This window comes from Thauera sp. 63 (genome assembly GCF_000310165.2).
Lineage (GTDB): Bacteria > Pseudomonadota > Gammaproteobacteria > Burkholderiales > Rhodocyclaceae > Thauera > Thauera humireducens.
Genome location: NZ_AMXC01000027.1, coordinates 14045 through 35974 on the forward strand (window position 1 = coordinate 14045; position 21930 = coordinate 35974).

General features: G+C 66.1%; 21 protein-coding genes. 4 read left to right on the plus strand and 17 right to left on the minus strand.

Features of this window, described 5'->3' with window-relative positions; genetic code table 11:
- Positions 1-142: 142 nt before the first annotated feature.
- From C664_RS16370 to C664_RS16400, 7 genes are all read right to left on the minus strand, one after another.
- Positions 143-1516 carry an OmpP1/FadL family transporter gene (locus tag C664_RS16370; protein WP_004264348.1) on the minus strand — a complete coding sequence of 458 codons (1374 nt, stop codon included), beginning with the start codon at positions 1514-1516 and terminating at the stop codon, positions 143-145.
- A gap of 57 nt (positions 1517-1573) precedes the next feature.
- Positions 1574-2593: a 2Fe-2S iron-sulfur cluster-binding protein gene (locus tag C664_RS16375; RefSeq protein WP_038012162.1), complete on the minus strand. Its 1020-nt coding sequence runs from the start codon at positions 2591-2593 to the stop codon at positions 1574-1576.
- 73 nt (positions 2594-2666) lie between these two features.
- The gene (locus C664_RS16380; protein WP_004264354.1) at positions 2667-3653 is read right to left on the minus strand and encodes an aromatic/alkene monooxygenase hydroxylase subunit beta; all 987 of its coding nucleotides are present in this window, start codon (positions 3651-3653) and stop codon (positions 2667-2669) included.
- Between the two features lie 57 nt (positions 3654-3710).
- The gene (locus C664_RS16385; protein WP_004264357.1) at positions 3711-4025 is read right to left on the minus strand and encodes an MmoB/DmpM family protein; all 315 of its coding nucleotides are present in this window, start codon (positions 4023-4025) and stop codon (positions 3711-3713) included.
- A 51-nt stretch (positions 4026-4076) separates the two neighbouring features.
- Entirely contained in the window at positions 4077-4412 is a 336-nt protein-coding gene (locus C664_RS16390) for a Rieske 2Fe-2S domain-containing protein (RefSeq protein ID WP_004264362.1), read from the minus strand.
- A 34-nt stretch (positions 4413-4446) separates the two neighbouring features.
- Positions 4447-4713: a toluene-4-monooxygenase system B family protein gene (locus C664_RS16395; RefSeq protein ID WP_004264365.1), complete on the minus strand. Its 267-nt coding sequence runs from the start codon at positions 4711-4713 to the stop codon at positions 4447-4449.
- 58 nt (positions 4714-4771) lie between these two features.
- Positions 4772-6274, minus strand: a complete 1503-nt coding sequence (locus C664_RS16400) for an aromatic/alkene/methane monooxygenase hydroxylase/oxygenase subunit alpha (RefSeq protein ID WP_004264369.1) — start codon at positions 6272-6274, stop codon at positions 4772-4774.
- 323 nt (positions 6275-6597) lie between these two features.
- Between C664_RS16400 and C664_RS16405 the strand changes: the two genes are divergently transcribed.
- Both C664_RS16405 and C664_RS16410 read left to right on the plus strand, forming a co-directional pair.
- Complete coding sequence (locus tag C664_RS16405) at positions 6598-8040, plus strand: aldehyde dehydrogenase (RefSeq protein ID WP_004264371.1); 1443 nt, start codon at positions 6598-6600, stop codon at positions 8038-8040.
- A gap of 9 nt (positions 8041-8049) precedes the next feature.
- Positions 8050-8976, plus strand: coding sequence for a helix-turn-helix domain-containing protein (locus C664_RS16410; RefSeq protein ID WP_157354201.1), 927 nt, complete (start codon positions 8050-8052; stop codon positions 8974-8976).
- 30 nt (positions 8977-9006) lie between these two features.
- On the opposite strand, the gene C664_RS16415 is transcribed toward C664_RS16410, so the two are convergent.
- From C664_RS16415 to C664_RS20705, 3 genes are all read right to left on the minus strand, one after another.
- The gene (locus C664_RS16415; RefSeq protein ID WP_004264383.1) at positions 9007-10011 is read right to left on the minus strand and encodes an adenosine deaminase; all 1005 of its coding nucleotides are present in this window, start codon (positions 10009-10011) and stop codon (positions 9007-9009) included.
- Between the two features lie 531 nt (positions 10012-10542).
- Entirely contained in the window at positions 10543-11865 is a 1323-nt protein-coding gene (locus C664_RS16425; protein ID WP_004251208.1) for an IS1182 family transposase, read from the minus strand.
- Between the two features lie 74 nt (positions 11866-11939).
- Positions 11940-12077: a hypothetical protein gene (locus tag C664_RS20705; RefSeq protein WP_157354203.1), complete on the minus strand. Its 138-nt coding sequence runs from the start codon at positions 12075-12077 to the stop codon at positions 11940-11942.
- Here C664_RS20705 and C664_RS16430 point away from each other — a divergent pair.
- Positions 12012-14504, plus strand: coding sequence for an EAL domain-containing protein (locus C664_RS16430; RefSeq protein WP_232435122.1), 2493 nt, complete (start codon positions 12012-12014; stop codon positions 14502-14504). The genes C664_RS20705 and C664_RS16430 overlap by 66 nt on opposite strands.
- 70 nt (positions 14505-14574) lie before the next feature.
- A complete protein-coding gene (locus tag C664_RS16435) occupies positions 14575-16671 on the plus strand; it encodes a methyl-accepting chemotaxis protein (RefSeq protein ID WP_004264397.1) in 2097 nt (698 codons plus the stop codon).
- 51 nt (positions 16672-16722) lie between these two features.
- Here the strand turns inward: C664_RS16435 and C664_RS16440 are convergent, their stop codons facing one another.
- From C664_RS16440 to ureA, 7 genes are all read right to left on the minus strand, one after another.
- Positions 16723-17298: a HupE/UreJ family protein gene (locus tag C664_RS16440; protein ID WP_004264400.1), complete on the minus strand. Its 576-nt coding sequence runs from the start codon at positions 17296-17298 to the stop codon at positions 16723-16725.
- 38 nt (positions 17299-17336) lie between these two features.
- Positions 17337-17969, minus strand: coding sequence for an urease accessory protein UreG (ureG, locus tag C664_RS16445; protein ID WP_004264404.1), 633 nt, complete (start codon positions 17967-17969; stop codon positions 17337-17339).
- On the minus strand, positions 17966-18685 hold the full coding sequence (locus tag C664_RS16450; RefSeq protein WP_004264408.1) for an urease accessory protein UreF: 720 nt from the start codon (positions 18683-18685) through the stop codon (positions 17966-17968). The genes ureG and C664_RS16450 overlap by 4 nt, the downstream gene beginning before the upstream one ends.
- 2 nt (positions 18686-18687) lie before the next feature.
- Complete coding sequence (gene ureE / locus C664_RS16455; protein WP_004264410.1) at positions 18688-19236, minus strand: urease accessory protein UreE; 549 nt, start codon at positions 19234-19236, stop codon at positions 18688-18690.
- A gap of 18 nt (positions 19237-19254) precedes the next feature.
- A complete protein-coding gene (ureC, locus tag C664_RS16460; protein ID WP_004264413.1) occupies positions 19255-20961 on the minus strand; it encodes an urease subunit alpha in 1707 nt (568 codons plus the stop codon).
- Positions 20958-21266, minus strand: a complete 309-nt coding sequence (locus C664_RS16465; RefSeq protein ID WP_004264415.1) for an urease subunit beta — start codon at positions 21264-21266, stop codon at positions 20958-20960. Before C664_RS16465 ends, ureC begins: the two co-directional genes overlap by 4 nt.
- Positions 21267-21446: 180 nt before the next feature.
- On the minus strand, positions 21447-21749 hold the full coding sequence (ureA, locus tag C664_RS16470; protein WP_004264416.1) for an urease subunit gamma: 303 nt from the start codon (positions 21747-21749) through the stop codon (positions 21447-21449).
- Positions 21750-21930: the final 181 nt, after the last annotated feature.

Below are 21930 nucleotides of genomic sequence, written 5' to 3' on the forward strand. Positions count from 1 at the left end.
TCCCTCGCCGAATCATGACGAAGCGTGAATTTTTGGACATGAAGGCATAACGCTAGTCAAGGAAGCTAATGCACACGGGTCGAGCGACAAAAGCGAGGTCTGCCTCGCTTTTGTCGCTCGACTTGCTCAACCAATCGTCTGCTCAGAAGCTCAACGTGTAATTGAGCGTCGCATTGTCTTGCGAATGTCTGACCTCGATCGGCGCAGAAGTGTTCGGCAGTGTCGCATTCGATAGCTTTTCCCTGAGTGCGTGGGAGTAAGCGAAGTCGATGCGATCGCGCGGAGAAACCGCATATGAGAAACCGAACGAAAGGTGCTTGGTGGGCGTGGCCGGGATGACCGCAAACAAGGTGTTCCCGCGCAGGGCCTGCGAGGCGAAACGTGCCCCCGCACGCAAGGTCCATTCCGGCGACAGCTGGTAGGCAGTACCCAGCGCCACAATCGTCTGGTCACGATAGTTCTGCGGCAGCCGTATGTCCAGATTCCCGCCCATGTCGGCTACAAAAGCGACCTTGATGTCCTTCATGGCGTCCTTCCAGAAGACACGGGAAACGTCCATCGCAACGCGCCACCTTTCGGTCAGTTGCTGGCTGACGCCAAGATCCAGCTTTGCCGGCGTCTGGAAGTCCCGAATCTTGATGCTGCCCCTCAGCGGGATGTGACCACCGGCACTCGACACTGCCGTCAATGTCGCATCGCCCTCCATATCACCGACGCGGCTCTTCAGCGTATAGGCCACCCCCAGACGCGTCGCCGGCGTCAGTTGGTAGAGCAACCCGAGTCGGCCCGAAATACCCCACGCATCCACGCCGCTATCGAGCATCCGGTTCTTGGTCAGGCTGAAGTGCGCGCCTTCCAGCCCGCGAATGCCGCCCAGTGTGGGAACCAGCCCCCCTGTAGCCCGACCCTGCGTAATCAGACTGCCGACCTGGTCGGCGCCAAGCAAGAGGTCGAGATTCAGCCCTTGCCAGATTGCGTCAACGCTGGCGCCGACGGTAAGTGCCTCGGTGACGCGGTAACTGGCGGCCAGCGGGATGTCGAGCACCAGCAGGCGGCTCGAGTTATCCAGGCCGGTATCGCTCCCTCCGGTACTGCGCGAAAGGAAACTGCCACTACCGTACTCGGTCCCCAATCCACCACGGGCAAACGCCCCCAGGCCAATGACCAGATCCCCGAAGCGCTGCGTGAAGGCAAGCGCCGGAGCAAGGTAGGGACCCCGGTTGTTGCTGTGCGAACCAGAGCTGGCACGCTCACCCGTACGCTGATTCAGTACATCGATATCGGTGCTGACGAGATCAAGACCGAGCATCAATTGGCGATCGCTCTGCTCCAACGAAAGTGTCGCCGGGTTGGTGAGCATGCCAGCGGGCCCGACGTCGTGCGCGGTAGCCGTACCGCCCATCGCCCGCGAGATGGCACCGAAACCCTCAAGGTTGAACACATCGGTCGCATGCGCAACCGGAATCGTTGCCGACAGGGCGGCTGCAAGCCCGATGGCCAATTTCATTCTCAACATGGGTTTTGTCTCTCGTTGTTATTGGGGGTTACCAATGCGGCAAGGGTACTGCCTCGCTCAGAAGAAGCGATCGAAATGGATCTGCCCGAAAGGGACCTTATGACCGATCATCAGCAATTCCTGCAGCGCCTGGGTCATCTGAGGCGGACCAGCGAAATAGAACTCGTAATTAGAGAGTGGCTGAGGCAGCACGCACTCAAGCTGAGCGTGGACATAACCGGTCGCGCCTGTCCATTGCTCGCCCTCGCCCGGCTGGGAGACGACCGGAATGAAACGGATTCGGTCACCAAACCCTTCCAGGGACGCCAGCATGTCTTCGCCGCACACATCGCGCGCCGTACGGGCGCCGTAGAAGAAATACAGCATCCGCTCGCCCAGCATCCCGGCTTCGACTGCGCCCCTTGCGATGGAAATCATCGGTGCCAGTCCCGATCCGCCAGCGACACAAACGAGGTCGCGCGCGCTGTCTGTGCGTAGATAGGCAACGCCATAGGGTCCATCAAGGCCGACCTCGTCGCCTTTCGCAAGACGATCGAACAAGACCTTGGTGCCACTACCGTGCGGCACCCGGCGGATCTGGAAGTGCCATTCGGACGAGGCGTTCGCCGTGTTCGACAGAGAATAGGCTCGCGAGCCGTTCACGCCCGGCAGATCGAGCATTGCATACTGGCCCGGAAGGAAGTTGGCCCCGACCGCCGCGACGAAACGGAATTCGCGGATGTCATGCGTTATGTCCCGCACCGCGGCCAAGCGCGCGGACTGGCGTTGCGGCGGGCGGGGGGGAGCGTACTCTGTCGCGCAGGGCGCGGAAATGGTGATGTCGCCGCGTGGTATGCATTGACAGGCCAGATGCCGCCCGCGCTGCTTGTCACGCTCGCTGAGCCCTGGTGCCTCGGCCCACAGGGTATCGACTTCCCCTTCAATCAACTCGAACTTGCAGCCGCCGCAGCCCCCGGAGTTGCATTCATAACTCATCCCTACGCCGGCACGCAGTGCCGCACGCAGCACAGTGTCACCAGCGTTGTGTACAAAGGTGCTGCCGTCCTTCTTATTGGTGATTCTTGCCTGATCGCTCATAGCGCCCTCGGTCACGAACAGAGTTGCCTCAGGACCACCGCTGCGTCCCGAAGTCTGAAAGCAGCAGCGTCCTTTAAAGCCCGAGAGAGCGACGGAAATCACGCGTTGCCGACTTTGCGGATCCGGCAGCGTCCGGGACATCAGGCAGCAGCGAGCAATAGGCCTCGATGGCCTTGTCAGCGAGCGGCTCCCACTTGGTGATCCAGCCCTGAATGAGCCCCTGATTGCCCGGTGTCTCGAGCGCCATCCTCACGAACGCACTCACCCAGCGGCGGTGGCGGGCCGAATCGATCAACTGCACGTCGGTGAGCAGCCCGAGCAGGGTATCGCCGTTGTGACGCCCCGAATCGCCCAGCTTGCGCAGCACGCTTTCCTCAATGGCCGGCTTGGCAACGAGGTTGAGCACGATGATCGCCTCACCCCAATCCCACACTGTCAGCGTCTTTTCCATCAGTTCGCGGAAGCCCTGCCAGGCCGGGTCTTGCTCCCAATAGCGACGCTCGTCCATGCCGAAGCCCTTGTCGGTGAAGACCGTGGACAGTTCCTGGGTCCGATACGCCGTGTGGCTCAGCCAGCGCAGGCTATCGGCCATCTGAAAGTAATTGCAGTTGGTGATGGTGCTGGCTGGAGACATCTGCCCCACGTAGGCCGAGGCCATCTGCAAGGCATGGAAGAGATAGCGCGACGGCGTGTAGAAGCGAGCCAGCGAGCCGGCCCAGCGCGAATCGAGCGCCTTGTCATGCTCACGCTGATTGAACTGGTCGAAGAGGCCGAAAACGTACGTCTCCTGGCCGTCCTGCATCATGTTGTAGGTGCGGTAGACCACTTCGTCCGGATCGCGGAAGGCGTTCCAGTCTTGATGCTTGAGCGGGGTCGAGAAAGTATGCTTCTTGTACCAGGTGTTCACGAACGTGTCGGGATCGAGCTCGTAGGGCGCGTTCGGATCACGATCGTTGTAGTGCAGATTGGCACTGACGATCTCGTACTCGCTCGGCTTGCGGCGGCGAGCGGCGAGGTGGCTCCAGGTCTTCAGCGGCTTCAGTTGCTGGACTTCGGACATTTCCTTGTCTCCTCGATTCTTGGTATCAGTTACGGTCAGGCAAGGCCCGATCAGTACTCAGAGTGTCTTGTTGAAATAAAAGCGCACGGCGTTATCGAGGCTCTCGATCTGGCCTGCGAACGAACTCAGGTCTACCTCAAGGTCATTGATCTTGAACGGGCGCCCCAGCTCTTCCTCGATGGTTTCCTGACGCAGGATCATTTCCTGTTCGGCATGAATCCGAATATAGGCGCGCTTGTCGTCAACGAAAATTTCCTTGCTGGGGTTGTCGACCTTCGCTGCCTCAATGACTGCCATTGCCAGATCGCCGGCACGCATCACCGGGCCGACCATGTTGTTGTGATAGCCCTGCCCTGCATTCGATGTGCTCATCTTGTATTCCTCGTCTCTTCCATCTATTCCGCGCTCGCCGGCTCGTGTGGCTCAGCTATGGGCAAACAAAGGACTCACGCCCTCGGTGCGGACCAGGATGTCATCACCGTCCAGCTTGACCGGGTACTCCGCCAGCGCGCAGTCATCCGGGTTGATGCCCTTGCCCGAAACGGCATCGAACTGCCACAGATGGGCACGGCAGATGATCTTCTCGCCGTCGAACCTACCTTCTGAAAGCGGGATGTCCTGGTGCGGGCAGATGCCCTGGAAGGCCTTGATTTCGCCACCTTCAGCACAGACCAGCAGGATGTCGTGGCCATTGACGGTGAACGACTCCATCTCCCCTTCCCAAAGGTCATCGACGGTGCAGACTTTCGTAAAGCTCATGCTTCTCTCCGAGGTCGTGAGGAATGCCACGCCGTCAGTGCGGCGCCGCTTCCCAGATGACTTCAACGGTTTCAGTAGGCTTTAGGCCGGATTCGGAAACCTTCATCGTGCGCGGCAGAAATTCGTCGGCCCCTTGGCGACGGACACGCATGATGCAATTGGGGCGCGCCCTCACACGCCGACCGACGGAATGCACGGCCGCGGCCGCGGCAACTTCGTCCATCGTGTTCTCGGTATCGACGGCCACCAGTTGCAGCACGAAGTCCCCCTCGAAATTGGAGGTGAGTGGAAATAGCGCCATAAATCTTGTCTCCTTGATGAGCCGGCGGCGTTTGCGCCCGCCGGTTTAATGGTGTGTCTCAGCTGGCTTTCTTGGCGGCACGCAGCGCGCGGTACACTTCGGCCCACGCATAGTTGTGCGCGTCATCGCCGATTTCGCCTGGCGCAAGATCCATGTACTTGAGCGCGCCGCCCAGATCCATCGGCTGGATCATCCCGGCCAGGAAGCGGTCGACGATGCTCAGATGTCCGGCATAACGCTCAGGCTCCTGCTTGAATACCCAGCGATCGACCTCGGAACCGAAGTGGTAGAGGCGACCGTTGTACTCGAGCGGGTAGTCCTTCACGCTCCAGCCCTTGCCCGGCGTGCCAACGATCGGCAGCTGACACATGTTGCAAACGTAGGGCAGCGTTTCCGGGTAGGTCATGGCCATGTTGCCGTCGACCACGTTGTCGATGAACACATCCCAGCACTGGCCCCAGGTGTCGTTCCAACCGGGATATTTTTCCTCCAGCCAGGCGCGCTCATCCGGCGTGACACCGGCGGCAGGGTTCCACCAGAGGGTCGGACGCCAGTAATAGGCCCCCAGATGCATGCCGTGGTGCGTGTCGGCGATGTCCTTGAGGAAGATGTCCCAGTACCAGGGCAGATCCAGGCCCATATCGGTGAGCGCACGCTCGAACTGGGAAACGATCCACTCCTCCATGAACTCCTTGAACGACTGCTTGCGGTGCTCAAGCGGCGTGTAGTAGTCCATGATCGGACCGGTCAGCACGGAGAAAAGCTTCCAAGCCCGCCAGAGCGCGACATCAACGCGCTTCTGCGCCTCTGCCTTGTGGCCGTTCTCGATGAGCACCTTGAGCGCCGGCCCCCCGATCTGGGCATGGCGCGACTCATCGGTCTGAATGCTCGAGATCAGGTTGGCAAAGGTGTGGTCGCCTGCTTCGGCTGCGTCCGCAGCCAAACCCAGGAACTGCATGTTGGTGAAGCCGGTTTCGAAGCTGAAAGTCAGCATGATTGAAATGCTTATTGCATCTCTAACCATGATGTCGTCAAAGAAATGGCGCGCGGCGATCATCGCCCATTCGTTCGTGTCGTAGGCCTTGAATGCCCAGTCCATCTGGCGATCCTTGGACACATGCTCATGCGGGAAGAAGAGCTGTATCTGGCCGTGACGGATCTCATCCATGCATCCCAGTGTCGCCATGTTGCGCATGCCCGGAGCTTTCGAGAAACGCACCATGCGTGCCTCGGCACTGGCGGCCGCATATTCGCCACGGGCGATCGCGCCATAATGCGCCTTCATCACCGACTTCCAGCCTGGATCCGAATTCTCGAAGATGAGGCTGCGCTCGAGCGCAGCCTTGACCGAATAAGCGCCTGCGTCCTTGTCACGCTGTATCTTCACGTATTCCGGATAGGTCTGCTTGTAAGGCTCGTCATATTTCTCCCAAGCACCCAGCGGCAAACCGAATTCGCCCGACAGCTTCGGCGGAAACAATTCGTCCTCGGTCACGTACGACGGCGTCCAATTCGTACTTCTCGCCAGGTCGTACCAATCCATTCTGTTGAGCAAAGCCATTTGTGTCTCCTTCCTATTAGTCTCGAGAGTTCGGCAACCCTCGACATACGGCACACTTTTTCCGCCAGGTGTGGGTGCGGGTTTGAACACCGGCACACCGAGCCTTAGGGGAAATTAAGCGGAAGCCGAATGTTAGGAAATTAGACTTTGGTTTAGATGCTCGGCTGACTCGATCGCCTATCATTTGCGTCGACCTGGACACGGACCGCAGGGAACTCACGGCTGAGTTCGTGTACAACAGCAACTTAGGCAACACCGATTTCCCCTTTGCTCGATACACGGCAGAGATGAAGTGCCGATCGAGTGACCACAACGGGAGACCCATGCAGCTCGCCCCTCTCCTCATCAACAACCGCGACCTTGCCGCCACCGGCGATGCGCAGTTCGACTGTCGTAACCCGGTCAGCGGCGAAGTCGTGACCCGTGCCGCGGCGGCCTCGGTCGCCGACGCCACCGCAGCGGTCGATGCCGCCGCCGCGGCCTTCGTTCCCTGGGGTGAGGTCCTGCCGGCGCAGCGCCAGCATCTGCTGTATGCGGCGGCCGATCTCCTGCTCGCGCGTTCGGATCGATTCGAGGCGGCCATCCTGGCCGAGACCGGCACCACCGCAGCGTGGGCCCGGTTCAACTGCCAGCTCGCGGCCGACATCCTGCGTGAAGCGGCCGCCATGGTCACCCATGTGCAGGGCGACATCATCCCCTCCAACCGGCCCGGCTCGATCGCCATGGTGCTGCGCCAGCCCGCGGGTGTCGTGCTGGCCTTCGCACCCTGGAACGCGCCCGTGCTGCTCGGCGTGCGCGCCATCGCCATGCCGCTTGCCTGCGGCAACACCGTCGTGCTGAAAGGCTCGGAGCTGTCACCGCTCACCCATCGCCTGATCGGCGAGGTGCTGCGGGACGCAGGCTTCCCGCCGGGCGTGTGCAACGTCGTGCTCAATGCCCCGGAGGACTCCGGTCGGATCGTCGAGGCACTGATCGCCCACCCGGCCGTGCGCCGCGTCAGCTTCACCGGCTCGACGCGCGTCGGCCGGATGGTGGCCGAACGCTGCGCCCGCCACCTCAAGCCCTGCCTGCTCGGCCTGGGTGGCAAGGCGCCGCTCCTGGTGCTCGACGACGCCGACGTTGACGAGGCAGTGAAGGCAGCGGCTTTCGGCGTGTTCTTCAACCAGGGCCAGATCTGCATGTCGACCGAGCGCATCCTCGTCGACCAGCGCATCGCCGACGATTTCATCGCACGCCTCACCGCCCACGCGCGCACGCTGACCGCTGGCGCCACGGATTGCCCGCTTGGCTCGATGATCAGCGCCGAAGCCGCGGAGCGCGTCCATCAGCTGGTCGCGGACGCCGTTCAGAAGGGCGCTTCGCTGCTGGTCGGCGGCGAGGTGAGCGGCAGCATCGCGCAGCCCACCCTGGTCGACCACGTGACGCCGACGATGCGGCTCTACCACGAGGAGACCTTCGCCCCGATCGCCGCGATCATCCGCTTCGACGACATCGAGGAAGCCATCTCGATCGCCAACGACAGCGAATACGGGCTGTCGGCGGCGATCTTCGGCCGCGACACCCTGCGCGCGCTGCAGGTCGCCAAACGCATCGAATCGGCCATCTGCCATATCAACGGTCCCACCGTGCAGGACGAGGCGCAGATCCCTTTCGGCGGACTGAAGGCCAGCGGCTGGGGGCGTTTCGGCGGCAAGCCGGCCATCGACGAGTTCACCGAGCTGCGCTGGATCAGCGTGCAGACGCAGCCGCAGGACTATCCGCTGTAAGCCGCCGACGTGCACACCCGGGCCACGATAGATACTGCCCACTACCGGCGCCACATCGAGGCGAACGCCGTGCTGCGCCGTTTCCCGAGCGCCCTCGGCCCGCGGCGGCATGCGCTGTGGAACGAACGCGGCGGGCCCACGCGCGCCGCCATCCTGCTGCCCTCGGGCCACGCCATGCTGAGCGTCGGCGACGACAACCGGGAGATCAACGGCCCCGCGTGCGTCCTCGTCTCCGTCCAGCCCCGGCACTTCCTGCGCCTGGATGCCGGTACGCCGGCCCAGGTGCTGTACTTCTCCGATCTGTTGCTCGTCGACGCCATCGGCAAGGGCGCGGAATCCGTACCCTTGCGCTACATGGCCGAACAGTCCCTGATCGTCAGCAGCGAGCCCGACGCCGCACTGTTCGATGATCTGGCCCACGCGTTCGGCGCGATCGAGCGCGAACTGGGGCGTGAGGACGGCGCCTCCTGGCGCTTCCTGACGGCCCAGCTCGGCGTGATCCTGATCCAGTGCTGGCGCCTGTCCGGACTGGAAGCCGCGGGCCGCCAGTCGGCAAGTACGCAGGGCGCGCTGTTGATGCGCTTTCGCCACATGGTCGAGCTGCATTTCCGGGAGCACTGGCGCATCGGACGCTATGCCGAAGCGCTCGGACTGTCGCACGACCGCCTGCACGACATCTGCGTGCGCACCCTCAAGCGTTCCCCGCTCGACCTGGTGCACGACCGTCTCGCCCACGAGGCCTGCCTTCAGCTCGTGCGCTCGGGCCTGAGCATCGAACAGGTCGCTGCCGACCTCGGCTTCCGCAACGCCACGCACTTCACGCGCTTCTTTCGCATCCGCACCGGCAGCACCCCTGCGCGCTACCGCAACCAGATCACCCGCCAGCACAGCGACCGGCGCGAGGACACGATCCGCAGCTTTGCGGACTGGCCCTGAGCGCCATTCCGCCACGCCGTAAGGCACGACTCAGACCGGCAGCGCGTCCAGCCGCTCAAACCAGGGCTGGCGCAGCGCTTCGGGCACGAAGCTCGCCTCCAGGCTGTTGCGCGCGATGCGCTTCAGCTCCACCCGGCTCAAGCCCAGCGCGCGCGCCGTGTCGACGTAGTTCTGCGCGATGTAGCCACCGAAATACGCAGGATCGTCGGAGTTGATCGTCACCTTCAGCCCGGCGTCGAGCAGCTGCTTCAGGTTGTGCTGTTCCAGGCGCGGGAACACGCACAGCTTCACGTTGGACAACGGACACACCGTCAGCGCCACCTGCTCGCGCGCCAGGCGCGCCATCAGCGCCGGATCCTCGACCGCACGCACGCCATGGTCGATACGCTCGACGCCGAGCAGATCCAGCGCCTCGACGATGTAGGCCGGCGGCCCCTCCTCGCCGGCGTGGGCGACGATGTGCAGGCCCAGTTCGCGACAGCGCGCGAAGAGGCGCACGAACTTGCTCGGCGGATGCCCCTTCTCGGACGAATCCAGCCCGACGCCGTGGATGCGCGCCAGATGCGGCAGCGCCTGCTGCAGCGTGGCAAGGCCGTCCTCCTCGCTGAGGTGGCGCAGGAAGCACAGGATCAGGCGCGAGCTGATGCCCCAGCGCGCCTGGGCTTCACCACACGCACGCTCCAGGCCGTCGAGCACGGTCTCGAAGGCGATGCCGCGCGCGGTGTGGGTCTGCGGATCGAAGAACAGCTCGGCATGCACCACGCCGTCCGCGTGCGCGCGCTCGAAGTAGGCCATCGCCAGGTCGAAGAAGTCGCGCTCCTGGATCAGCGCCGCCGCACCCGCGTAATAAAGGTCGAGGAAGCTCTGCAGGTCGCTGAAGGCATAGGCCGCGCGCGTGGCCTCGACACTGTCCCATGGCAGTGCAACGCCATTGCGGCGCGCCAGCGCGAACATCATCTCGGGCTCGAGGGAGCCCTCGATGTGCAGGTGCAGCTCCGCCTTGGGCAAGGCGCGAACGAAAGCGTCGAGGTCCATCACGATCTCCTGGGCGGGGGCATGCGCAAGATGATACGGCGCCGACGGCCAGGAAGGTCTGTCCCACCCGCCAACGAGCGCGCCTGCGTCACGAAGCTGCGTGCCGCCACCGGGCTGGCCGGGCAGCATCAGTGGGAAAGTCGTCCGAATAGACGATTACTATAAGTTCCGACTTCGTATATAGCCCCTCGCCGCAATCAGAAAAAGCCTTCAAAAAGGCGGTCCCGACTCCCCGAACGAGAGATGCAGGCCTCGCATTGCGAGGCCTGCATCACCAGCTGCCGACATCGCCGGCGGACGCTGTTCGTCCCTTTCGAGGAGCCGAAGGACGTGAAGATCGACGATGCGGGCCTGGATGCGAAGGCTGGAGAGCTAGGAGTCTGCGCGGCAGAACTCCAGAGCGTGTTTTTTAGCAGAACGATTGGCGAACCGAGAGGTGCGGCAAGAGACTGAGGCCGTGGTTAAGTTGCTTTGCGACGTCGCGGCGCGCATGCCGGACGGCAACGGGGACAGGTTTGCCCCCTTTTCCCGTCATGCCGTCCTCAATGTGCTCATCCTGCGCAGGTTCAGCGCCATACAGACGAGCTTCCACTCCGCTTTGACGCGCTCCAGGCCCCGCAGGCTGAACTGCCGGAATCCCAACACGTTCTTGATCCAGCCGTTGGGCGGTTCGGCGATCCATTTCCGTTTTCGGTAGGCGCTCTTGCCCGCCTCGCTCTCGAGCTTGTCGGCCATCTGTGCGGTGTGCGGATTGCGTTCGCGGTCGAAACCGAGTCGGCGCTTGCCTTCCCGGCCCAGCGCCACCACCAGTTCGGTCCCGCACCCGTCGAGTTCCCGGAACGTTTGCTCCGAGCGGTAGCCGGTGTCGGCCAGCGCCTGGCGCGGTCGTTGTTCGACGTTGTCGCGCACGGCCTGCAGTACCCCCGCCAGTTGCCCGGCGTCGCTGGCGTTGTTGGTCAGTTCGGCCGCCACGATGATGTGGGCGGTCTCGTCGACCGCCGTCTGGGCGTTGTAGCTCGGATCGAACCCGCCGCCGGCGCGCTTCATGATGCGGCTGTCCGGATCCGTGAAGTTCTCCTGCGCCTTGTCCTCGGGCACTCCAAAGTCGCGCTTGTAGCGCCCGCCCTTCGGTTTGCCGTCACCGCCGCGCGGGCGACGGTCGTCATCGTCGCTGCGCCCGCGCGCCTGATCGGCCTCGCGCTGGCGCTGCTCGAGCCGCGCCCGGGCTTCAGCAATCGCCGTCAGCCGCGCCTCGCGCCGCGCGATCTCGGCCGGCACATCCAGCTCGGGCTCGTTCCGCTCGGCGTCGTCGGCGGCCTTGGCCCGATTGAGCAGCGCCTCGATCTGCCGTTTCAACTCGGCCTCCGCCTTCACCATATGGCCGTAACTCATCGCCTTGTGGCGGCTGGCGTTTGCCTTGACCTTGGTGCCGTCGATGGCCACCGTCCCGAGCTTGACCAGCCCCATCTCGCGGGCCAGTCGTACCACCTGCACGAACAACTCGCTCAGCTCCTTCAAATGGACAGCGCGAAAGTCGCTCAGCGTGCGGTGGGCCGGGAAGTTGTCTGCCGCCAGGACCCGGAACGCCACATCCTCGTGCAGCTTGCGCGCGATCTTGCGCGAACTGAACACGCCCGTGGCGTACGCATACAGCAGCACCTTGACCATCATGGCCGGATGAAACGGCTGGTTGCGCGGTCCGCCACCGGCATACCGGGCGTGGAACGCGCTCAGGTCCAACCCGTCGACCGCGTCGCTGATGAAGTACGCCAAGTGGCCTTCGGGTAGCCACTCCTGCAGCGCCTGGGGCAGCAGCATCTGCTGCTGCGGGCAATAGGGCAGATAGCTCGTCATCTCGACAGTCTACCGGCCCCGAAACGCCCGGGAGGACTTAACTCACCGACGCTTGGCTTCTGCCGCGCAGACTCCTAGAGTTCGGAGACGCCGAGATTCTCCGCCGCAAGGCATTTCTCGAATTCGGCGAACCCGATGCGCTGCACCTGCGCCGCGTCCACGCCACGCTGAACCAGCACGCCGAAGACTTCATCCGTGGCTTCTACGCCCACCTGTATGCCTTCGAGGAGACGCGCCGCCTGTTGCCCGAGGCCGAGGGGCTGCTGCAACTGCAGCGCACCCAGTCGGCCTATTTCCAGGGACTCACCGCAGGCGACTACGGTCGCGACTACTTCGAGCATCGTCTGCGCGTGGGCTTTGTCCATCAGCGCGTCGGCCTCGCACCCGAGTGGTACCTGGGCGCCTACGCCAAGTATCTGAGCGGCCTGCTGCCGACCATCTCCGGGCACTTCGGCGACGACCGCGACGGCTTCATCGCGACGATGCGGGCCTTCATCAAGGTGGTACTGCTGGACATGGGCCTGGCGATCGACGCCTACATCCAGGCCCGCGACAAGACCATCCTCGGCTTGAAGAACTACGCCGAACTCGTGTTCGACAGCATGCACGACGGCATCCTGGTGCTCTCGCCCGAGTTGCGCATCGAGTCGTGCAACCGCCGCTTTCTCGACCTGCTCGGCGAGGATTCCGCAGTGCCGCTCAATCGTCCGCTCGCCGAAGTGCTGCGGGCCGACGATCTGGACGCGGCGATTCGCGCCGTCCTCCGCGGCGGGACGGCGGTGCGCGACCGGATCTTCTCGCTGCAGCTCGTGCGCCGCCGGACCCAGAGCCGCGCCCGCATCACGCTCAAGCGGGTGTGCCTCGGCGACCAGGGCGACCGGGCACTGATGGTGATCGAGGAGATCAGCCATGAGGAATGGCTGCGCCTGCAGGCCGAGGAGCGGCTGGCCCGCAACGAGGCCCTGCTGCGTCAGGCCCAGGCCGTCGCCCGCATCGGCAGCTGGCGCATCGAGCCCGAAGGCCCCGACCCCGAGGCGCTCGAATGGTCGGAGGAAACCTACCGCCTGTTCGGGATCCCCGCAGGCACGCGCGTCACTTACGCCGACTTCCTCGCGCGCGTCCATCCCGAGGACCGCGAGCGTGTCGGGGCCGCCTGGGAGGCCGCCCTCGGGGGTCGGCCCTATGTGGTCGAGCACCGGATCGAGATCGACGGCGAGACGCGCTGGCTGGAGGAGCGCGCAGAGTTCTGCCGCGACGCCGAGGGCCAGCTGCACTGGGCGATCGGCACGGTGCAGGACATCACCGAGCGCAAGCACACCGACGGCCGCATCGAGCGGCTCGCGTACTACGACACCCTGACCGAGCTGCCGAACCGCAGCTACTTCGGCGAGAACCTGAAGAAGAAGCTTGCCCGCGCGCGCGCGCAGGGCCATCCCCTCGCGTTGCTGTTCATCGACGTCGACCGCTTCAAGGACATCAACGACACGCAAGGCCATCAGGCCGGCGACCGGGTGCTGGCCGAGGTTGCGCGTCGCTTCCGCGACACGATGCGCCAGGACGAGCTGCTCGCGCGGCTGGGTGGCGACGAATTCGTCGTGATCGCCGAGGACACCGACCGCCAGGGCGCGGAAACCATCGCCCTGCGCCTGCTGGCGGCGATGCGCAAACCCGTCGGCGTGCGCAGCACCGACTTCCAGCTCGGCGCGAGCATCGGCATCGCGGTCTATCCCGACGATGCGACGAGTGCGCAGAACCTGATCAAGCATGCCGACATCGCCATGTACCGGGCCAAGGCCGGCGGCGGCGGCCACTGTTTCTACAATCCGGACATGGGCGAGCGCCTACGGCGCGACCTCGAGCTGGCGCAGCGCTTCGGTCAGGCGCTGGGCAACAACCAGCTGCAGCTGCACTACCAGCCCAAGGTTCTGATCGGCGACGGCGCGCTCGCCGGTGCCGAGGCGCTGCTGCGCTGGCAGGACCCGGAATGGGGCTGGGTGTCGCCGGCGGACTTCCTGCCCATCATCGAGGAACGCGGCATGACGGTACGCCTCGGCGAATGGGTGCTCGCCGAGGCCTGTCGCCAGTTGTGCGCCTGGCGCGACGCCGGCTTGCCCCTGCCGCCCCGCGTCGCCATCAACGTTTCCGCGCGCCAGATCGACGAGAAGGATTTCGCCGCACGCGCGCTGGCAATCATCGACGCCGCCGGGCTGACCCCGTCGCACTTCGAGATCGAGCTCACCGAGTCGAGCATGATGCGCGATCCGCACTGCGCCATGGAGGTCACGCAGGCCCTGGTCGACGCCGGGTTCGCCTTCGCCATCGACGACTTCGGCACGGGCTATTCGTCCCTGTCCTACCTCAAGCGCTTCCCGGTGCATACGCTGAAGATCGACCGCTCCTTCGTGCGCGACATGCTGGAAAACGGCAATGACCACGGCATCGTGCGCACGATCATCGCCATGGCGCAGAACCTCGGACTCACCCCGCTGGCCGAGGGCGTGGAAGACGCCCGTCAGGCCGAATGCCTGCACGCACTGGGCTGCGTCGAGGCACAGGGTTTCCATTTCGGACACCCCCTCCCCGCAGTCGATTTCGCCGAAACATGGCTCCGGCCGCCCTGCCTTGCCACCGCGTTGTAACCCCCCACAAGCACAATCGCAGGCCTCATCAACACCGGCCGCGTCGAGACACGCAAAGGAGACCCGACTCATGCGCATCAACATGCCCGTGACTCAACGCAACCATCCGGTCCCGGAAGGCACGACGATCGTCACGCGTACCGACGCCAAGGGGCGCATCGAATACGCCAACGACGCCTTCGTCAGCATCTCCGGATTCACGCGCGAGGAGTTGCTGGGCCAGCCGCACAACCTGGTGCGCCACCCCGACATGCCGGCCGAGGCGTTTCGCGACATGTGGGCCACGCTCAAGCGCGGCCGCCCGTGGAGCGGGCTGGTCAAGAACCGGCGCAAGGACGGCGACCACTACTGGGTGCGGGCCAACGCGAACCCGCTGCCGGGCGGCGGCTACCATTCGGTGCGCACCGCGCCGGCCGCGCAGGAGATCGCGGCCGCCGAGGCGCTGTATGCGCGCATGCGCCAGGACGCCTCACTGGCGCTGCACGAAGGCAGCGTCATCCGCCGGGGAACGCTGGCGACCCTGCGCCAGCAGTGGCGACGCGTGCGTATCTCGCACCGGTTTTGGGCCTGGGCCGGCTTCGCCACCGCCCTGTTCTACCTGTCGATCGCCCTCGGTGTGTACGGCCTGATGCAGGCTCGCGACAGTCAGGACCGCATCTACAGCGGCAACCTGATCCCCGCGCTCCAGCTCGGCACCCTGGCGGAGCATCTGGATGGCGGCCACACCGCCTTGCTGCTGGCGATGCAGGCCCTGCCCGGCAACGCGCAGGCAAGCGCGCAGTCACAGCTCGAGGCCGCACGCGCGAACCGCAGCGAACTCGAGCGCGGGTGGGCCGAGTACGGCCGGATCGCGGCGGCACCGGACGAACAGGCGCTGGCCCGCGCGTTCGAAGAGCCCCTGCAGGCCTGGTGGCGACGGCTCGACGGTGTCGCCGAACGCATCCGAGCCGGCGACACCGGCCCGGTCGCGTTGCAGGCCCTGCTCGACGCCCGGCGCACCGAGGGCGCGGCCGCCCACGCCGGGCTCGCCGCGCTGCGCGAACACCACGCCGTGAAAGCCGCAGCCGAAATGCGACTGACGGAGGCCCAGCACGAGCGCGACTTCATCCTCTACGCGATCCTGTTCGGCCTCGGCATCAGCGTCGGCACCCTGATGGGCTGGAGCCTGCTGCACCGCCTGAGTCGCGGCTTTGCCGCCGCGGGCGAAGCGGCACAGGCCATCGCCGCCGGCAACCTCGCCCGACCGGTGGCGGTCGACGGCGAGGACGAGATCGGCCAGCTGCTGGCGCAGATGAGCATCATGTGCAACAACCTGCAGGAGGTCATCGGCGAGCTGCGTCACAACATGGACGAGCTGTCGCGGCAGTCGCGCGAGCTCGGCGCCGCCTCGGCCAATGTCTCGGGCACGGCCGAGCAGCAGGCGGCCGCCACCAACAGCATGGCGGCGGCGGTCGAGCAATTGTCGGTGTCGATCGACCAGGTCGAATCGAACGCCAGCGAAGCCCGCACCGTGACCCTGGATTCGGCGCGGCGCTCGGAGGAAAGCACCCGCATCATCCGCGACACCATCGACGAGATGCACCGCATCGCCGCCTCGGTGTCCGAGACTGCGTCGAGCATCCGCGAGCTCGAAGGCCAGGTGGGCGAGATCTCGGCCATCGTGACGGTGATCCGCGAGATTGCCGACCAGACCAACCTGCTGGCGCTCAACGCCGCGATCGAGGCGGCACGGGCGGGCGAACAGGGCCGGGGCTTTGCCGTCGTCGCCGATGAGGTGCGCAAGCTCGCCGAGCGCACCAGCACGGCCACCGTGCGGATCGCGTCGATGATCGGCCCCATCCAGGCCAAGGCCAGCGCCGCCGGCAGCAGCATGGATCATGGCGTGTCACGGGTTCAGGCCGGCGTGGCGCTCGCCTCGCGCGCGGGCGACGAACTGCACGAGATGCGCCAGGGCAGCACGCAGGTCACCGAGGCGGTGGACGCCATCACGCTTGCGCTGCAGGAGCAGGCCGCCGCCGCACGCGAGATCGCCGGCCGGGTGGAACACGTGTCGCAAGGCACGGACGAGATGGTGGCCACGTCGCGCCAGACGGACGAAGCGGCCTTCGGCCTTCAGCGTCTGGCGATGGGACTGGCGGAACTGTCAGGCAAGTTCCGCACGGCGTAATGACGCAGGCGGGCAGCAGACGGGGCCGAGCGCGCCCCGTCTGCTGCGCACTCAGGCGCCGAGCATCGCGCCGCCCACGCCTGCCACCACCAGACCGGCAACGCGCCTGATCGCATTGCCGGCACGCGTCTGCGGCATCCAGTGCGCGATCGCGTAGCCCGCGCCGTGCAACAGCGCAGTGGCGAGCGCAAAACCCGTCGCGTAGGTCACGAGGCTGGCGCCGCCCATCTCGGCATGGTGGGCATGACCGTGGAACAGCGCGAAGGCCGCGACCAGCGGGAGGCTGGCCACCAGCGGCAACCGCGCGGCGAGTGCGATCAACAGGCCGAGCACCAGCACCGAGGCCGCGATGCCGGCCTCCACCGCCGGCATCGCGACGCCAAGCGCGCCCAGCCCAGCGCCGGCGAGCATCGCCAGCACGAAGCCGGCGGGCAGCATCCAGCGCGTGGCGCCGGGCTGATGCGCGGCGTACAAGCCGACGGCGAGCATCGCCAGCAGGTGGTCGAGGCCGCCCAGCGGGTGGGCGAAGCCGGTGAAGAAGCTGGCCGATTCGTGGCCGGGGTGGGCGAACGCGGCGCCCGATGCGGTGGCAAGGGCGACGGCGGCGAGCGCGGAGCGGGTCTTCATGGTGTGTTCTCCTGCAGATGGATGTTGCGTGCGGTGGCTCAGGCGGCAACCAGCATGCCCTGGCGCTCGATGAAGTCGATGATGTCGGCCAGCCCCTGCCCCGTCTTCTGGTTGGAGAAGATGAAGGGGCGCGTGCCGCGCATCCTGCGCGCATCGCGGTCCATGACTTCGAGCGAGGCGCCCACCAGCGGCGCGAGGTCGATCTTGTTGATCACCAGCAGGTCGCTGCGGGTGATGCCGGGGCCGCCCTTGCGCGGAATCTTGTCGCCGGCCGACACGTCGATGACGTAGATCGTCAGGTCCGACAGCTCGGGCGAGAAGGTCGCCGCCAGGTTGTCGCCGCCGGACTCGACGAAGATGATGTCCAGCCCAGGGAAGCGCGCGTTGAGCCGGTCCACCGCCTCGAGGTTGATCGAGGCATCCTCGCGGATCGCGGTGTGCGGGCAGCCGCCGGTCTCGACGCCGATGATGCGCTCGGGCGCGAGCGCTTCGTTGCGCACCAGGAACTGAGCGTCCTCGGCGGTGTAGATGTCGTTGGTGACGACGGCGATGTTGTACCTGTCGCGCAGCGCCAGACACAGCGCCAGCGTCAGCGCGGTCTTGCCGGAACCGACCGGCCCGCCGATGCCGACGCGCAGCGGGCCGCGGTGATCGGGAATGCTCGTGCTCATGATCTGAACAACCTCGTGTATTGGGTTTCGTGCCGGCTGCTGGCGATCGCCAGCCCCGGGGTGTAGTTGCTCCACTGCGCCTCGGGCAGGCTGCACGCGGCCTCGACCAGTGGCGGGATGCGCTGGCCGAGTGCGGCCAGCAGGCGCTGGCCCGCGCTCTGGCCCAGCGGCACCGCCTTCACCGCCGCCATCACCTGGTTCTCGGCCCAGGCCCACAGGTAGGCCGCCAGCGCCTGGTCGCCCGGCACCTGCCAGGCGGCGGCCGCCGCCGACCAGGCGCAGGGAAAGCACGGCGTGTCGATCGCCAGCAGGCGCGCACGCCAGCCGGGCAAGGCGGCGAAAGCGTCCAGCTCGCTCAGCAGGCGCACCAGCGACCAGCCCATCTGCACCGTCTCGGCGCGCAGTTCGGCCGTCTCGCGGCTGGCGAGGAAGTCGTCGTTCAGGCGCGCCACCTCGGCGTCATCGCCTGCCGTCCAGGCAGCAAGCTGGCAGGCCAGCAGCGGCGCCTCGAAGCGCGCCAGGCTCCATTGCAGCAGGTCGCCGATCCAGGCCGCAGCGTCCGCCTCCGTGCGCACCGCGCCGCTCTCCACCGCCCACTCCAGGCCCTGCGAGTAGGTGTAGGCGCCCACCGGCAGGGCCGGACTGGCCAGTTGCAGCAGGCGCACCAGCGGCAGCAGCCCGGCGCCGGCCGTGAGCGGGGCGACCGCCGCAGGCATGTTCAATGGCCCGCCATGAGGTGGATGCGCGCGCCGCTGCCATCGCCCGGATGCTGGTGGCCATGCGCATAGGCGCCGGCCTCGGGCTCGAAGGGCGCGCGCAGGCTGCTGACCAGCGCCCCCAGCCCGACCAGCATGCCCTCGAGCACATGGTCGGCCTGGATGCGCAGCCAGTCGCCGCCGGCGTCGCGCCCGACCTGTACGGCGACGTGGCGGTTGCCGAGGTGGTAGGCGGCGCGCGCCAGCGCCAGCGAGGACGCGCAGCGCGCCTCGAGCAGGTCTTCCGGCGCCGAGCGCACCTCGACGATGCGGCCGTCGCGCGACTGCAGCTTCTGGCCGCCGCGCAGGATGGTGCCGCGCGGCAAGAACAGGCCGGCCTCGGCGCCGGAGGCGAGCCGTGCGCGCAGGCGGCTCCTGGTGCGCGTGCTGAAATCCAGCTCGAGCACCTCGGTCGCCGGCGCGTCGCCGTCGTAGAGGGCCTCGATCAGCAGCACCGCCGGCGCGGCGTCGGGCATGACGAAGTCTTCGAGCGATTCTTTGTTGATCGGCATGATGTGTCCGGGATTCGGTCAGAACAGGAAATAGCGCTGCGCCATCGGCAACTCCGCGGCGGGCTCGCAGGTAAGGTGCTCGCCGTCGGCCAGCACCACGTAGGTCTCGGGATCGACCTCGATCGCCGGCGTGGCGTCGTTGAGCACCATGTCGGCCTTCGTCACCGTGCGGCAGCCCTTCACCGCCACCAGCCGCTTCTGCAGGCCGAGCGCGGCGACCGCGGGGTTGCCCAGCGCAGCCTGCGACACGAAGGTCACCGAGGTCTTCAGCGCCTTGCCGAAGCTGCCGAACATCGGCCGGTAATGCACCGGCTGCGGCGTCGGGATCGAGGCGTTGGGGTCGCCCATCGCCGCGGCAGCGATCATGCCGCCCTTCAGGATCAGGCTCGGCTTGACGCCGAAGAAGGCCGGCCGCCACAGCACCAGGTCGGCGAGCTTGCCCGGCTCGATCGAGCCCACCTCGTGCGCGATGCCATGCGTGACCGCCGGGTTGATCGTGTACTTGGCGATGTAGCGCCGCACGCGGAAGTTGTCATTGCCGCTACCGGCGTCCTGCGGCAGCGGACCGCGCTGCCGCTTCATCTTGTGCGCGGTCTGCCAGGTGCGGATCACCACCTCGCCCACCCGGCCCATGGCCTGCGAGTCGGACGACATCATCGAGAACGCCCCCGTGTCGTGCAGGATGTCCTCGGCGGCGATGGTCTCGCGGCGGATGCGCGACTCGGCGAAGGCCACGTCCTCGGCAATGGCCGGATCGAGGTGGTGGCACACCATCAGCATGTCGAGATGCTCGTCGATGGTGTTGACCGTGTACGGCCGCGTCGGGTTGGTCGACGACGGCAGCACATTGGGCCGGCTGATCGCCTTGATGATGTCCGGCGCATGACCGCCGCCCGCACCTTCGGTGTGGAAGGTGTGGATGGTGCGCCCCTTGAAGGCCGCCAGCGTGGTCTCGACGAAGCCGGATTCGTTGAGCGTGTCGGAATGGATGGCGACCTGGATGTCCATCGCGTCCGCCACGGTCAGGCAGTTGTCGATCGCCGCCGGCGTCGTGCCCCAGTCCTCGTGCAGCTTCAGGCCGATGACCCCGGCCGCCACCTGCTCCTTCAGCGGCGCGGGCAGGCTGGCGTTGCCCTTGCCGAAGAAGCCCATGTTCATCGGAAACGCCTCGGCCGCCTCCAGCATGCGGTGGATGTGCCACGGGCCCGGCGTGCAGGTGGTGGCATAGGTGCCGGTCGCCGGCCCGGTGCCGCCGCCGAGCATGGTGGTGATGCCCGACATCAGCGCCTCCTCGATCTGCTGCGGGCAGATCCAGTGGATGTGGCTGTCGATGCCGCCCGCGGTCAGGACCATGCCCTCGCCGGCGATCACCTCGGTGCCGGCGCCGATGGGAATCGTCACCCCGGGCTGGATGTCCGGATTGCCGCCCTTGCCGACCTTCCAGATGCGGCCGTCCTTGAGGCCGACGTCGGCCTTCACGATGCCGGTTACCGCATCGACGATCAGCGCGTTGGTGATGAGGGTGTCCGCCACGTCGGCCGAAACGCCCTGGCCCTGCCCCATGCCGTCGCGGATCACCTTGCCGCCGCCGAACTTCACCTCCTCGCCGTAGATCGTGAAGTCCTTCTCGACCTCGATCACCAGCGCGGTGTCGGCCAGCCGGACCTTGTCACCCACCGTGGGGCCGAACATCTCCGCGTACGCGCGGCGCGAGATCGTACTCATTCCAGCGCTCCCATCACGAGACCCTTGAAGCCATAGACTTCGCGCTCCCCATCCAGCGCCACCAGCTCGACGGTGCGCGACTGCCCCGGCTCGAAGCGCACCGCGGTGCCGGCGGCAATGTTCAGCCGGAAGCCGCGCGCCGCCGCGCGATCGAAGGCCAGCGCCGTGTTGGTCTCGGCGAAGTGGTAGTGCGAACCGACCTGGATCGGCCTGTCCCCCGTGTTGCTCACCACCAGCCTCAGCGTGGCGCGGCCGACGTTGAGTTCGATGTCACCGTCGGCGACGAAATATTCTCCGGGAATCATTCAGTCTTCTCCCAATGGCGAGGCAATGCAGATCGCAACAAGGTAGCGATCGTCATGTCGGGTGTTTGCAGCGCAGGCGAGGACTGTCCGAGCCCGCAGGGCGAGTTCCGCAGCCTGCAGAGCAAATACCCGGCGTGGCGGTCGCGGGCAGCACCGAAAAATTGCAGCCGCACCGCAGACTCAAACGATCGGGTTATGCACGGTCACCAGCTTCGTCCCGTCCGGAAACGTCGCCTCCACCTGGATGTCCGGAATCATCTCCGCCACCCCCTCCATCACCTCGTCTCGCGTCAGCAGGGTGGCGCCGTGGCTCATCAGCTCGGCCACCGTGCGGCCGTCCCGCGCGCCCTCCAGGATCGCGCAGCTGATGAAGGCCACCGCCTCCGGATAGTTGAGACGCAGGCCGCGCGCACGGCGACGCTCCGCCAGCAGGCCGGCGGTGAAGATCAGCAGCTTGTCCTTCTCGCGTGGGCTCAGTTCCATCGTGTCCTCCGCGGCGCCAGCGCGCCGCCAATGGGTTGATCAGGTGTTCCAGATGCGCGGCGTCCGCGCCGCCCGCCCGGCGACCGCCGGCCGCACGCTCGCCCACAGGCGGGCGAACCATTCGCGTCCGGGCTCGCAGGCCGGCCCCAGCCAGCGCGCCACCAGCAGGCCCGGCAGCAGG

What these genes read in the sequence shown, in the direction of transcription:
- C664_RS16370 (WP_004264348.1), bottom strand. Translation starts at nt 1,516, where the DNA reads ATGTTGAGAATGAAATTGGCCATCGGGCTTGCAGCCGCCCTGTCGGCA.
- C664_RS16375 (WP_038012162.1), bottom strand. Translation starts at nt 2,593, where the DNA reads ATGAGCGATCAGGCAAGAATCACCAATAAGAAGGACGGCAGCACCTTT.
- C664_RS16380 (WP_004264354.1), bottom strand. Translation starts at nt 3,653, where the DNA reads ATGTCCGAAGTCCAGCAACTGAAGCCGCTGAAGACCTGGAGCCACCTC.
- C664_RS16385 (WP_004264357.1), bottom strand. Translation starts at nt 4,025, where the DNA reads ATGAGCACATCGAATGCAGGGCAGGGCTATCACAACAACATGGTCGGC.
- C664_RS16390 (WP_004264362.1), bottom strand. Translation starts at nt 4,412, where the DNA reads ATGAGCTTTACGAAAGTCTGCACCGTCGATGACCTTTGGGAAGGGGAG.
- C664_RS16395 (WP_004264365.1), bottom strand. Translation starts at nt 4,713, where the DNA reads ATGGCGCTATTTCCACTCACCTCCAATTTCGAGGGGGACTTCGTGCTG.
- C664_RS16400 (WP_004264369.1), bottom strand. Translation starts at nt 6,274, where the DNA reads ATGGCTTTGCTCAACAGAATGGATTGGTACGACCTGGCGAGAAGTACG.
- C664_RS16405 (WP_004264371.1), top strand. Translation starts at nt 6,598, where the DNA reads ATGCAGCTCGCCCCTCTCCTCATCAACAACCGCGACCTTGCCGCCACC.
- C664_RS16415 (WP_004264383.1), bottom strand. Translation starts at nt 10,011, where the DNA reads ATGGACCTCGACGCTTTCGTTCGCGCCTTGCCCAAGGCGGAGCTGCAC.
- C664_RS16425 (WP_004251208.1), bottom strand. Translation starts at nt 11,865, where the DNA reads ATGACGAGCTATCTGCCCTATTGCCCGCAGCAGCAGATGCTGCTGCCC.
- C664_RS16435 (WP_004264397.1), top strand. Translation starts at nt 14,575, where the DNA reads ATGCGCATCAACATGCCCGTGACTCAACGCAACCATCCGGTCCCGGAA.
- C664_RS16440 (WP_004264400.1), bottom strand. Translation starts at nt 17,298, where the DNA reads ATGAAGACCCGCTCCGCGCTCGCCGCCGTCGCCCTTGCCACCGCATCG.
- ureG (WP_004264404.1), bottom strand. Translation starts at nt 17,969, where the DNA reads ATGAGCACGAGCATTCCCGATCACCGCGGCCCGCTGCGCGTCGGCATC.
- C664_RS16450 (WP_004264408.1), bottom strand. Translation starts at nt 18,685, where the DNA reads ATGCCTGCGGCGGTCGCCCCGCTCACGGCCGGCGCCGGGCTGCTGCCG.
- ureE (WP_004264410.1), bottom strand. Translation starts at nt 19,236, where the DNA reads ATGCCGATCAACAAAGAATCGCTCGAAGACTTCGTCATGCCCGACGCC.
- ureC (WP_004264413.1), bottom strand. Translation starts at nt 20,961, where the DNA reads ATGAGTACGATCTCGCGCCGCGCGTACGCGGAGATGTTCGGCCCCACG.
- C664_RS16465 (WP_004264415.1), bottom strand. Translation starts at nt 21,266, where the DNA reads ATGATTCCCGGAGAATATTTCGTCGCCGACGGTGACATCGAACTCAAC.
- ureA (WP_004264416.1), bottom strand. Translation starts at nt 21,749, where the DNA reads ATGGAACTGAGCCCACGCGAGAAGGACAAGCTGCTGATCTTCACCGCC.